The sequence below is a fragment of the Bradyrhizobium sp. AZCC 2262 genome (assembly GCF_036924535.1).
Lineage (GTDB): Bacteria > Pseudomonadota > Alphaproteobacteria > Rhizobiales > Xanthobacteraceae > Bradyrhizobium.
Genome location: NZ_JAZHRT010000001.1, coordinates 3674372 through 3686897, shown reverse-complemented (window position 1 = coordinate 3686897; position 12526 = coordinate 3674372). Strand labels below are relative to the sequence as shown.

General features: G+C 60.4%; 9 protein-coding genes. 6 read left to right on the top strand and 3 right to left on the bottom strand.

All coding sequences use genetic code 11. The annotated features are described in order from the left end of the window. The first annotated feature begins 114 nt into the window (after positions 1-114). From V1283_RS17545 to V1283_RS17530, 4 genes are all read left to right on the top strand, one after another. Complete coding sequence (locus V1283_RS17545) at positions 115-1617, top strand: caspase family protein (RefSeq protein ID WP_334387703.1); 1503 nt, start codon at positions 115-117, stop codon at positions 1615-1617. 1000 nt (positions 1618-2617) lie between these two features. Beyond that, positions 2618-3937 carry an O-antigen ligase family protein gene (locus V1283_RS17540; protein WP_334387702.1) on the top strand — a complete coding sequence of 440 codons (1320 nt, stop codon included), beginning with the start codon at positions 2618-2620 and terminating at the stop codon, positions 3935-3937. Positions 3938-4131: 194 nt separating this feature from the next. Continuing rightward, a complete protein-coding gene (locus tag V1283_RS17535) occupies positions 4132-4620 on the top strand; it encodes a Twin-arginine translocation pathway signal (protein ID WP_334387701.1) in 489 nt (162 codons plus the stop codon). 17 nt (positions 4621-4637) lie between these two features. Further along, complete coding sequence (locus V1283_RS17530; protein WP_334387700.1) at positions 4638-5306, top strand: ferric reductase-like transmembrane domain-containing protein; 669 nt, start codon at positions 4638-4640, stop codon at positions 5304-5306. Between the two features lie 105 nt (positions 5307-5411). Here V1283_RS17530 and V1283_RS17525 read toward each other — a convergent pair whose 3' ends face one another. From V1283_RS17525 to V1283_RS17515, 3 genes are all read right to left on the bottom strand, one after another. Then, on the bottom strand, positions 5412-6674 hold the full coding sequence (locus tag V1283_RS17525; RefSeq protein ID WP_334387699.1) for an acyltransferase family protein: 1263 nt from the start codon (positions 6672-6674) through the stop codon (positions 5412-5414). Positions 6675-7377: 703 nt separating this feature from the next. Beyond that, the gene (locus tag V1283_RS17520) at positions 7378-7872 is read right to left on the bottom strand and encodes a septal ring lytic transglycosylase RlpA family protein (protein WP_334387698.1); all 495 of its coding nucleotides are present in this window, start codon (positions 7870-7872) and stop codon (positions 7378-7380) included. A 468-nt stretch (positions 7873-8340) separates the two neighbouring features. After that, on the bottom strand, positions 8341-10035 hold the full coding sequence (locus V1283_RS17515) for a sulfatase-like hydrolase/transferase (protein ID WP_334387697.1): 1695 nt from the start codon (positions 10033-10035) through the stop codon (positions 8341-8343). Between the two features lie 216 nt (positions 10036-10251). On the opposite strand from V1283_RS17515, the gene V1283_RS17510 reads away from it, so the two are divergent. After that, complete coding sequence (locus V1283_RS17510) at positions 10252-10836, top strand: hypothetical protein (RefSeq protein WP_334387696.1); 585 nt, start codon at positions 10252-10254, stop codon at positions 10834-10836. A gap of 280 nt (positions 10837-11116) precedes the next feature. Further along, positions 11117-12526, top strand: a complete 1410-nt coding sequence (gene leuC / locus V1283_RS17505) for a 3-isopropylmalate dehydratase large subunit (RefSeq protein ID WP_334387695.1) — start codon at positions 11117-11119, stop codon at positions 12524-12526.

Genomic DNA, 12526 nt, shown 5'->3' with positions numbered 1-12526 from the left:
CCGGGGGATTCGTAATCAATCGAAACCGTTGAACCGTGGTCAATGGCGTGCCGACTATGGCATGAAGCGGTTTGCACGGCCCAAACAGGACCATTCGTGCGCGTGGGGAATTCGATGATCTCCTGGTTTTCCGGACTCCTGGCCGCGACAGGCATTGTGGCGGCCTGCCTCGCATTCGCTGCGCCCGCGCATGCGGAAAAGCGCGTTGCGCTGGTGGTTGGCAATAACGACTACCGGAACGTGCCCAAGCTGCAGAAAGCGGTCAACGATGCCCGCACCATGGGCGATACGCTCAAGCAACTCGGCTTCACGGTGATGGTGGCGGAAAACCAGAACCGGCAGGCGTTCAGCCAGACGCTGCTGGCGTTCGACAATGCGGTCGAGGCAGGCGACACCGCGTTCTTCTTCTATGCCGGCCACGGCTTCGAAATTGCCGGCCAGAATTTCCTGCTGCCGACCGATGTGCCGGCGGCGACGGAAGGCCAGGAAGAGCTGGTGCGCGACGCCTCGGTTCTGGCCGACCGCATCATCGAGCGGATGCAGAACCGCAAGGTGCGCACAGCCATTCTGGTGTTCGATGCCTGCCGCAACAATCCGTTCGAGCGCGCCGGCACGCGTGCGATCGCCGGCCGTGGCGGGCTTGCGCCGATGACGCAATTGCCGGAAGGCGTGTTCTCGATCTTCTCGGCCGGGCCGCGGCAGACCGCGCTGGACCGGCTGTCCAATGACGACGCCAATCCCAATTCGGTGTTCACCCGCACCTTCGCCAAGGAGCTGACGCAGCCCGGCGTCAATCTTGTCCAGGTCGCGCAGCGCACGCGGCGGCTGGTCAGCGAAATGGCGGAGACCGTCCGCCACAAGCAGATCCCGGTTTACTTCGACCAGATGGTCGACGACGTGTTTCTGAATGGCATGGCGAGCAAGGCGCAGCCCGAGGTGGCGGTGAAGCCAGCCGAGTCGCTGCAAAAGCTGGCGGCCCTGCCGCCAGTGCAGCAGCTCAAGCCGCAGAACGATTCCGTCAACGCGCCGATCGCGATGTTCTCGCGCCACAATGGCGGCTGGACTGTCGTGTTCTCGATCGCCGATCCGACGCTCGGCATTTCCTGGCGGCTGGGCGACGCCGGCGATTTCCGCGAAACCGGCTTCATCGACACGCTCGACCCGCGGACCCGCAAGCGGATGCCCAACCCCTCGATCGAGCTGCCGGCGGATGCGCCGGCGGCCATGATCCAGGTGCGCTATGTCGACACCAACGGCGAGTTGCAGGGCCCGTTCCCGATCCGCTTCGACCCCGAGGCAGCGCTGATCCGCGACCAGCGCAAGATCCTCGACATGACCGCGACGAGCTGGCTGTCGTTCCGCGAATTCAACGGCCTCCTGGTCTACTACACGCACCTTATGTCGTATCGCTGCGCGATCCGCGAAGTGCGCGTCGGCATCGACAGCACGGTGCCCGACAAGGTGCTGAAAATGCCGCCGTGCGATCCCCGGGACCCCAGCGTGATTCCGCATGACGCGACGCCGTATCTGAAGCTCGCGCCCACGACCAAATCGGTGTCGGTCGAATTGACCTACCGCGACGGCAGCGTCTCGGAGATCAAGAGTTTCAGGCGCTGATGGCCGCATCGGCGCCTCATGGCTCGAGACGCGCGAAGACGCGCTCCTCGCCATGATGGTCTGAGACCTCACCCATGCCCCAGCTGTCATGCCCCGCGAAGGCGGGGCATCCAGTACGCCGCGGCCTATCGGTTCAATCATCGACGTCTCTGGAATACTGGGTCACCCGCCCCAGTGCGCAATTGCGCACAAGGCGGGTGACGACAACTGAATGTGTATCTGCGTTCTCGCGACGCGTTGCGCCCGAGCTTTGCTGAAATTCCTTTCCCTCAAATGAGAGGGAGCAGGGAATGCCGGGTGCTTGCTGCACCCGCGGTCTCGTGTGCAAGATGTAGATAGATGCGCACACGAGCATACAGGTACAGCCGGAGCACTCCGGCATTCCCTGCGCAATGGGTTGACGGCTTATGCTGCGCTCTCCCTGGAGACGAATTCCTCTTGCCTCCATCACTGCCGGCTTGATGGCTGATCGATCCGGTTGGATCGAAGTCGCCACCGACAGCTTGGCACCAGCCACGGGTGTCTGGACCACACGGTTTTGCCGTACGCGTAAAGCGCCGATCATCTTGCGCGCCGTGCTCGCTCACGGATAACCGCCCTGCAAACACGCTTCGCGCCTGACGCCCTCGCGTCCACCGCATCCCGTCCCGCGTTCGTGACGACGCGCGATCCGCCCCTCTTGTCGAGACGGGACAGTGCGTAAAAAGCCACTGATTTGGGGGTGAAGGAAAGCGGAATATTTTTGCGCGGGAGGCTGGATGACCCAAATCAGCCGGAAATTATTCAACAAATCGCCGTTTGCGCGCAGCGATATTGGGAGCCTTCCGAGGGCGGGCCTGAAGCGAGGCCACACGTCCAGGTAGTTCTTTGTCCAGTAAGGTCGCGTATATGTGCGTGTTTCAGATGATCTTTCGAAAGCCGAGCCGATCGCTCCAGGACCGCGTCCGCAGGCATCGCTGCGGTTCTTCCTCGCAGATCATGATCGCGTTGTAGGCGTGCGATGTCAGAGCTGACCGCTGCTTCCATCGCACGGCCGGGAATTCCTGCGCTGATCGGCGCGTGGCCGCAATCCCGGTTCTGGCTTCTCTGCGCCGACCTTTACCCGGCACTGGCCGCCGCTTCGCTGCCATGGTCGACAACGGCAGTTTCCGTTTTCATGGTGGTGTGGCTGCTCGTGATTGTTCCCACGATCCGCTGGCAGGCGTTTCTTGAGGCGTTGCGGGCACCGGCCAGTTACCTGCCGCTGGTCTTCCTCGCACTGGCGTTCGCCGGCCTGTCCTGGACCGAGGACAGCTGGGCGACAGGAATTCAAGGCGTCGCGCCGGTATCAAAGCTGCTGGCCGTTCCGCTTCTTCTCTATCATTACGAACGCTCCGAGCGCGGGCATTGGGTGTTGTTCGCGTTCCTTGCTGCCTGTGTCCTCCTCATGGGATTGTCATGGGTGACATACTTCGCCGACTGGAAAGCGTCGCCGGGTGGGTTGGCTGGAGTGCCGGTCAGAAACTACATCGATCAAAGCCACGAGTTCGCGCTGTGCCTGTTTGTCATGGCGCCGCTGATTCTGTCATTGGCAGCCAACGGCCATCGCGCGTGGACCTTCGCCTTCGCCGCCGTCATGCTGGGCTTCTACTTCGACATGCGGTTTGTCGCGACTTCCCGTACCGCATTCCTCTACTTCCCGGTGTTGTTGATCCTCTTTGCCGTCAAATATCTGAACCGGAGACATGCGATCTATTTTCTGATGTTGGCGGCCGTCGTCGAGTCCGGAGTTCTGCTCTCATCGCCTTATCTGCGTGACCGGGTCGGGCGCACAGTGCAGGACTACAGGGTGGATCGCGATACCAATGTGGATCGTGATACCAATGCCGCCGCTGCTGCGACCTCGAATGGCCTGCGACTGGCGTATTGGCGCGTTTCCATCAGGTCGATTTCCGAGGCGCCGGTTTTTGGGCACGGCACCGGATCAACCCAGCAGCTCTTCAGTCGCGAAGCCGAAGGCAAGAGCGGCGAATGGGGCAACATCGTCCGCAACCCGCATAACCAGACACTTTACGTTGCAATCCAGTGGGGCGTGCTCGGTTGCCTCGTCCTCTATGCGATGTGGTACTTCCATCTGCAGCTGTTTCGGGAATCCCTTTTTGCATCATGGATCGGCCTGGTGATCGTGGTTCAGAACTTCATCAGTTCGCTGCTCAATTCCCACCTGTTCGATTTTCACGAAGGGTGGGTATATGTGTTGGGCGTTGGTGTCGCGGGCGGCATGGCCGCTCGTGCGCAACGCCTGTCCGGTTCTGCGCAGGCTCGGAATAGGCAGGTGTGATCTCGGCGAGGCGGGTCGCCCAAGAAAAGCGCGCAAGGTAAGCGCGCCCCGGCCGTGGCGGTGAGCGGCCGGCACACCCGTTCACAACACTGTTATTGCGACCTGTCGCGCTCTTCGCCTTCCTCAACTGGGCGTCTCGCGCTTGTTGTTGTACCCTCGGCGAAGCATCTGCACGATCGCCAGGAGGGATTAACATGACATCAGTCGTACTCAACCGCCGCAACCTCCTCGCCGTTGGCGGCTCCGTCCTGGCAACCGGGGTTTCCGGGCTCCTGTTACCCGCCCGCGCAGAAGGCCTCGCACCGACCCCTTCGATGCAGGGCGGGTCCAACAACTACCGCGCGGGCGCGCCGACCGTGGATCGGATCGGCAAGGGTGGCTTCTGGATGAGCGGCACGGTGCGCCGCGCAGGCGACGGGGCTCCGCTTGCCGGGCAGCGCATCCAGATATGGGCGCACACCACCGAAGGACAGGAGCACGAGCCGCAGAGCCATGGCGCCACGCTGACCGACAAGAACGGGGCGTTCCGTCTCGAGATGCCGCAGATCATTCCCATCTTCGGCCAGCCTCATGGTCACCTCGCCTATGACAGCGGTGAATTCAAAACCGTCTTTCTGCGTCCCGTGATGCGCAGCGCAAAGGAAACCAGCCTGGAGGCGCACTTCGTCCTTCAGCCGGCCTGACGGAAACGGATCAAGGGATGAGAGTGGTCCGGCTGACCCTGATCTGGGCCGCCCTTACAGCCGCCGTTTGCGTGCCGATCGCCGCTGCAGCGGCGAGCCCGCTGCTCGCATGGCGCGGTCCGGTCTACATACTGGCAGGATTCGCAGGGATTATCGCACTCGGTCTTGTGCTCGTTCAGCCCTTGCTGATTGGCGGATACTTACCGGGTCTATCGGCCTATCGTGGACGGCGTGCACATCACTGGATCGGGGGCGCGCTGGTCGTGGCCGTGGTGGTCCACGTCGCCGGCCTTTGGATCACCAGTCCGCCGGACATGATTGACGCCCTTCTCTTCTCATCGCCGACGCCGTTCTCCCCCTTCGGTGTGATCGCCATGTGGGCCATCTTCGCCGTCGCGATTATAGCTGCACTCCGCCGGCGATTGGGACTGCGAGCGCGAACGTGGCGTATCGTCCATATACCCCTCGCGATTGTCATCGTCGTAGGAGGTGTGGTCCATGCCATGCTGATCGAGGGGACGATGGAGACAGTGTCGAAGGCGGCGCTTTGCGCACTGGTCCTCGGCGCGACCATAAAAGTCATGGCTGACCTGCGGGTGTTGAGGAGGCGAGGGACGTTGCGCGGAGAACGTCTGCCCACACCCTTGCATGGCGATTCAAGCCAGCGAATTACGATTGATCGCTAGCCCTCCGCGTCTGTTGTTACAGCTTATGGTGCTGCACAGGTTGCGCAGGAGTCATCATGGTAAATCCCTTCGCTTGACGGGTTTGAGCTCTGTGACGCAGCAGGACTAGCCCACGCTCCGAGCTGCGCTACCGCCCGTGAAGTTTGCCTCTGCCCGGATGGGCAGCGGAAGGCGCAGCCCAGCAGGCGGACTCGGAAGGCTGGATGATGGCGCTGATTTTGGACGCAGTCTGAAGTTTGAAACGAATTCCGTCAGCAGCCGTCGAATGGCTGGCTCCACCTTCGCGCAGATGAACCAGCAGACCGGAACAAGCATGGCTATGCCGGCCCATACAGCCAGGGAGGCATCCAGGCCGGCATCGGTCAGGACACGAATGATCGCAGTGCCGGTGACGTTGTGGGTCAGATAGAGCGGATAGGTGATCAGCCCGAGCGTTCTCAGATAAGCCGGCGCTTCAGGAGAAGTGGTGCCGGCAGCCTGCCTGCTTTTGTTCGCGGCGAAGGCAATGAGCAACACCGCCGCAGCCCAAACGAGGACCGGCAAGAAGACCGATTCATCCGAAATGGCGGGTATGGCTTTCAAAAGGAAATCGGAAAAATAGTAGATCTCGGCACACCCGGAGAGGCAAGTCACGGCCACGGCAACCCATTCGACAGTCGTCAACGTTCTATTCGCCGAAATGAACAGCCAAATCCCGAGCGCGAAGAAGCAGCCATGGTTCAACATCCATGTTGCGCCCGGCACGCGGAACATCAAGACCATCCAATAGAGCATGTTGGATTCTAACGCACCCGATAGCACCACCATGGAGAAGGCGTTGAACGCGGCGCTATAGATGGTGAGACCCCAGGCCAGATGCCGCAGCGTGATTTTCTTCGTAAGCAGCGTGCAAAACACCAGCCCATAAAAGGCCATTTCCGCTGCCAGCGTCCAATAGACGGCGTCAAGCCACTTACCGTTGATCCCCTTGGGAATGAGCAGCATTGCCTGGAAATAGGGAAGGATGAGCTCGGATGCCTTGTCACGCAGAAAGATGAGCAGAATGAGCAAGCTCAAGGTGGAGGCAATCCAGACCGCCGGATAAAGCCGCAGTGCACGCCCGAACAGAAACTCTTTTGGGGAAGACTTGCTCGCGGAGTTCGCGATGACGAAGCCGGAAATGACAAAGAATATTTCAACGCCCACCCAGCCGAACCACGTGTAAGGCGCGGCGTTCGGAAATTGGACGTCGGCGGCGAAGTAATGCTCGAAGCCTTGACGGGCGCCGATCGAAGACCCGGCCCAGGAGTAGAACATCAGGTGAAAAACCGCGACGCCGAGAGCAGCCCCGAAGCGCAGCGGATCCAGCAATGAGAAGTAGTTTTTCACGGGAATTCACCAAATCCATGGAGCAATCCCGTCGTAAGTACTGGGTCTGTTCAACAGGCTCTTTGACGAAGGTCACACAGCGATAAGCGGGCAATTCCCGGGCCCGCTGGCGTGCCTCACAGGGGCGACGACGGCTATTCTGGCGATGCCAGGCCGACCAATGAACAACGATTGATTAACCTCGCGATGCAAAGCCGACGTTAGCGATTGATGCCGCATTCGGCAGCAAGGTGCAGTTCTGACCGTATGAGAGAAATGATTGTCGTGTGGACCCTGCTCGCAACCATCGTCGGGTGGGGTTCGTATGTATTTGCAAAGCGCGACCCGCGCTCGACTTCGTGGACGAAGATTGCCTTCGCGGCCGTTCCTTTAGCGATCTTTGGTTTGATCGCTATCTGCTTGTTCCTTCTGCCCGGTGAAACTCTGGTCCCCAGAGGCACTCTACCCGAGGGGCTTCTCGCACCCGGACTGCTTATCTTCTTTGGGGCGACGGCTGCTATCGGCGCGCCTTTGTGTATCGGCTGCATCACGGGCATTCTGCTTGGGACGTACCGACAGCAACACGAACCGTCTCCGCTTGCCGCACCGATCCCAAGTCGAAATTCCTGATTGACATCAGGGCGAGAAGTCGGACGGCGTACGGGCCATCGAGGTGTTCCCCCTGTCCAGGAGAGCCGTGCGCGACTTCTTTCGCGTGCCATGTTCAGCCAACCGGTCCGGGAATCCAATAGTCGCCGAAAAGCGGCCTGACTATTACGCTATAAATTACCCCGAGCTGCAGGCTTGGATCGAAATAGCGCATCGCCCGCTCATTGAGGTCAATGATGCGGCCAGGCGTTAGTGGCCCCACGTCATTTATCTTGACGATGACCTTCTTGCCCACAGCCTCAACGAGGGCATACTTCGGCCTCGCGCCAAATTGGACCCCACCAAATTTCTGGCGCAAGCTCGTCTTGATGGCAGCCGCCCAGACAGAGGGATCATAGCGCTCGCCGGAGGCTGTGTTCGGGCCGCCCTCCCGCCATCCAGGCCGAAACGGATTGTACGTGGATGCTGCGCCAACGATCGCATCCCCGGAAGCGGCATTGACGACAGCGCTTGAATGAACTGCACCATCTTCACTTCGAGCAACGATAACAGAAATGGCAAGCGCAAGTACGGCGCCGCAAATTGCGGCGCCTGAGCGAAACAACATCATAACTCCTTGATTGATTTTCTAGAACGTTCGGTTCCCGATGCCGCAAGACATGCTCAAGCGAACGCGGATGCGTTGACGAACTCGAGCCAGTATTTTTGCGGATACGTGCCAATCCTGGCGACGGAACCGTTGTGGGAACCAGTGTGGTCCACGCACAGGTGTTCTTAGTTCTCACCGACTAAGACAGAAATTGCGTCAGCACCATGACTGAATAGAGTTCCCTGGTCAGGGCGTGAGTAAGAGCAAGCGTCTGACAGATGTCCGCTCGGGTCATTCGCATCGGTTCGCCGCACCGCTCACTACTTCCGCTCTTCCTCAACTGCAGACATCACGCATTGAGACGACGACACAAGTACCTTCCGATGATTTTGATCGACGCCTATGGCGGCTGGTGTACGTCCGCGCGTATCTTAATCCCGGCATGTCGTGGTCTTGGCCGGTGTCAGCGGACGTAGCAAACTCATTCAATCACTTCGTCGGCGTGGGCGAGTAGCGGCCGCGTTGAACGCTCGGCCCCATGTCTATGATGCCGAGATCCACAAGCGTACGATGGAATCGGCGCTTCCGTTCGGAAGGCGATGCAAAGTAGGTTTCCCGGCAATGCTCAAGCAGGCTGGCGCGGGTGGCAAATATCGGATCGAGCGGCAGGCCCGCTTGCTGCAGCGCCACAGTCCCAAGAAAAGCAATATCCAGGTCCGCACCCGGTCCGGAAGCCAGGCGATCGGGGCGGATGTTGAGCGTCTCCATCGCATAAAATGTGCGGAACGCACGCCGCGCATCGCTGGAAAGCTTGAGTTGCCGATCGATCCGCTTCGCCATTACGGGCTGATGGTCTCCGTAGTGCACGATGAGCATCGGACGCCTGGGAAAATTCGCTGCCAGCGCAAGCCTGAGCCTTTTCCAGGTCGCGGCCGTCTCCGCAAGCCTGGCATAGTACTCGGCATATTGAGCATCCGGGAGGCTTGATGCGGCAAAGGTGCGTTCCCTCTCGAACTGTCCGGGGGCTGCCAGCCTTCGGTTGTGGGGGCCGTGATTGAAGTTGGTCAGTGCATATAGAAAGCGGGGCGCCGGGTCGTCGGCGATAGCCTTCGCATGGGCCGCGAACGCCGCTTCGAGAAAAATGGCATCGGAGTTTGTCGTCTCGAACTGCCGGACGTCAAACGGGGGAGGGAAGTCGTCCGAGAAGATGCGCTCGCCAATGCCAATCGAACGATAAAATTCATCGTAGCTGAGGAAGCTGCGACGACAGCTCGACGCGAGCATGGTCCTGTACCCGAGCGCAGCCAACGCATGGGGAAGACTGTTGTGAAACCGGCCCGCGCCTTGCTTGAAAAGATAATAGGCATTTGAACCGAAGCTTGCACTGGAAAGACCGGTCAACAGGCTGAATTCGGATTGCCACGAGCCTCCGCCGAAAATGTCGACGTTGAGGATTCCGTGGAGACCATTCCCTGGAGACAGAAAAGCTTCGACCGTCGGCTCGATCGGAAGTCCCAAAATGCGGGGATCGAAGATCGATTCATGCTGGATGATGATGATGTCGGGGTAGTCGATGGTGCGCGCCGGGACGGCTGCCATGAGCGGCAACGGGTCATTTGCGATATCGCTCAAAGCCAATCCGCCGGCTTGCCGCCAGGAATGTGGATCGATCAGCGAAGCCATAAACGTCGAATAAAAGCACCGCCGCTGGGCCATGATCCGCTGGAAGGAGATGCCGCCGCCGCTGAGCCGGAAGGCTATTGCAACGCAAACAAGCGTAATGCCGAAGAAAAAAACTCTGACATCCAAAGGGACTGACGGCCCGGTGCCGTGGATCAGCGTAGCGATGACAGCCAGGATGAGTGCGACGGTTCCAGTCAGAGCGGCTAATACGGCACGCGGGTACTGCGATACAAAAAAGGGAGCTGTGCCTGCAAACATCAATGGCAAGTCGGTTACGATCAGCTTAAGCGCGCTGTAATTATGTTTGATAGTCGATGCGGCGGTGATCGCTGCGGCCAGCACGCCAGCCAGCAGTATCGCCCTGTCGAAATCGCCCACGATGAATGAGATTGCGGCCGCGCTAAGGGAGAGCGTCGCGATCGCGAATGGCAGGTGCTCGGCGCTGCGTTCCGCCAGCACAATGACACCGATAGCTGCCAGCAATATCAGGGTCAGGATCATGTGAGTAAGGTAGCTGGAAGTGAGCGGAATTCAACAATTGCCGCGTCGTTGAGGCAAGTAAGATAACCTTCGTTTTGAGAAGCGCGCGTCTGGCGCGAGCCGCCGGGATGCCCGCTCTGGCGCTACCAGCGAGCGGTCGACCGTTAGGGGACTTTGAACGCCGGCTGCTCCCACTGCGTCTAATAGATGTGTCGGCAAGCAGCTCTGGGCGTTCCGGTGAAGACAGCATTTCGACCTGCGCGCTGGGTTTGGATCCTTTTCCTGGCGATTATTCCGGTCCGGCTTTCGGCGGAGCCCGGACGCTCGCTCGAAGTGCTTCGCGAGATCACACTCGACATCGACCAGGACGGAAAGCGGGATCGTGCCGTGTTGACGCGAAATGACGATGAGAGCTCCTATGTGGACCTCCACATCTATCTGGACGACGATACGGACAAGTCCGATCTTTCGCGCAAGCCGTCCATTGTAAAACGACATCTGGCGAGCGGTCATGTTTATGAGATGGCAAGCAGCGGCAACGGATCGCTGCGCGTCGAGGTTCGCTGTGGTGGGTGCAGCAATGATTACGATACTGTTTTCAGCATCGCTTATCGCGCCGGAGATTTTCTGGTCGGAGGGCTCACAAGAAGCTGGGAGCTGCGCGATGGGAGAATCGGCAGTTGCGACGTCAATTATCTGACGGGAAAGGCTGTGGCGTCGAAGGGGCTGCCCACGCGCAACAAGGTGATCAGGACGGCGTTGATGCCGATCAAGCTTGCTGACTGGTCGGAGCAGAAAACACTCAGGGCATGCCGACCTTGAGGCTCGATTGTGCCCGATCGTGCACTTGCGATGATTAAGCAGCCGGGCGTCGGGCACCGCCGCAAATACATCACGATCTCGAGAAGGAAAATGAGCGGTTTTGATCCGGCGGCATCCCGCGCCACGCATGCCGCCCGACCCAAATCAGACATTGGCCCAAAGCCTCCAGTATGTTTTGATGACCGCGTTCGGGCAGAGACCTGAATGACAGGCCGTGCAAAACGGCCGGTGGCGGTGCATCAATCTGCCATGGAAGAAGAAAAAACGGGAGGATACGGCAGTGCAAACCCCCGGCCGAACCTTGCTGGCCAAGATCTGGGACCAGCATGTCATCTGTCGCGTCAGCGACGACACCGATTTGCTTCACGTCGACCGTCATCTGTTGCACGATCTGGGCGGCTCGCGCGGCTTGCTCGATCTCAAAAGCCGCAACTTGGCCGTCCACAATCCGGAACTGACGTTCGCTACGCCGGATCATGCGATTTCGACGGCGCGCGGACGGGCCGGCACCAGCAAGGTCGGGCAGGAGCTTCTGGCGGGCTTGCGGACCGAGACGTCGGCGACCGGAATCCGGATGTTCGATGTCGACGAGCCCGGGCAGGGCATCGTCCATGTGATCGGGCCCGAGCTTGGCCTCAGCCTTCCCGGCTGCCTGATCGTCTGCGGCGACAGCCATACCTGCACCCATGGCGGGCTGGGCGCCCTGGCATTCGGCATCGGCTCCAGCGAGTTGACCCATGTACTGGCGACGCAAGCGCTGATTCAGCGACGGCCAAAAACGATGCGCGTGCGGTTCGAAGGCCGGCTGCCATCAGGCGTCACGGCCAAGGACCTCATCCTGGCCCTGATCGGTCACGTCGGCGCCGCGGCCGGCACCGGCTACGCGGCCGAGTATGCCGGCAGCGCCATTCGCGATCTGCCGGTCGAGGGCCGGCTCACCCTTTGCAATCTTTCGATCGAGCTCGGTGCCAAAATAGGCATGATCGCGCCGGACGAGAAAACCTACGAGTATCTGCGCGGCCGTCCCTACGCGCCGCAGGGCGAGATGTGGGAGCGGGCGGTCGCGGCGTGGCGAAAACTGCCGAGCGATCCCGATGCGGTGTTCGACCGCGAAGTCGTCATCGATGTCGAAAAAATCATTCCGCAGGTGACCTGGGGCATCAGTCCGGAACATGTCATCGGCGTCGATGGCCGCGTGCCGGATCCGAGCGAGGTCGCTGACCCCGCGCGCCGCGCAGCGATCGAAACGGCGCTTGACTATATGGGTCTTGTACCCGGCGCGCCGATCGCCGGTACGCCGGTTGATTGGGTCTTCATCGGGTCATGCACCAACAGCCGGCTAAGCGATTTGCGGGCCGCCGCCGAGATTGCGCGCGGCCGCAAAGTTGCATCGGGCGTCCGTGCCTGGGTCGTGCCGGGTTCGGAGACCGTCAAGCGCGATGCGGTGGCCGAAGGGCTGGACAAGGTCTTTACCGATGCCGGCTTCGAATGGCGAGAGCCGGGATGCTCGATGTGTCTTGCCGCCAACGGTGAAACGGTTGCTCCCGGTCAGCGTTCGGTCTCGACCTCCAACCGCAATTTTGTCGGTCGCCAGGGCCCGCGGGCGCGCACCCATCTGGCAAGCCCGGCAAGTGCAGCCGCAGCCGCCATCACTGGGGCCATCGCCGACGTGCGAACGATGGGGCGCTGA

What these genes read in the sequence shown, in the direction of transcription:
- V1283_RS17515 (WP_334387697.1), bottom strand. Translation starts at nt 10,035, where the DNA reads ATGATCCTGACCCTGATATTGCTGGCAGCTATCGGTGTCATTGTGCTG.
- V1283_RS17535 (WP_334387701.1), top strand. Translation starts at nt 4,132, where the DNA reads ATGACATCAGTCGTACTCAACCGCCGCAACCTCCTCGCCGTTGGCGGC.
- V1283_RS17540 (WP_334387702.1), top strand. Translation starts at nt 2,618, where the DNA reads ATGTCAGAGCTGACCGCTGCTTCCATCGCACGGCCGGGAATTCCTGCG.
- V1283_RS17530 (WP_334387700.1), top strand. Translation starts at nt 4,638, where the DNA reads ATGAGAGTGGTCCGGCTGACCCTGATCTGGGCCGCCCTTACAGCCGCC.
- V1283_RS17520 (WP_334387698.1), bottom strand. Translation starts at nt 7,872, where the DNA reads ATGATGTTGTTTCGCTCAGGCGCCGCAATTTGCGGCGCCGTACTTGCG.
- V1283_RS17545 (WP_334387703.1), top strand. Translation starts at nt 115, where the DNA reads ATGATCTCCTGGTTTTCCGGACTCCTGGCCGCGACAGGCATTGTGGCG.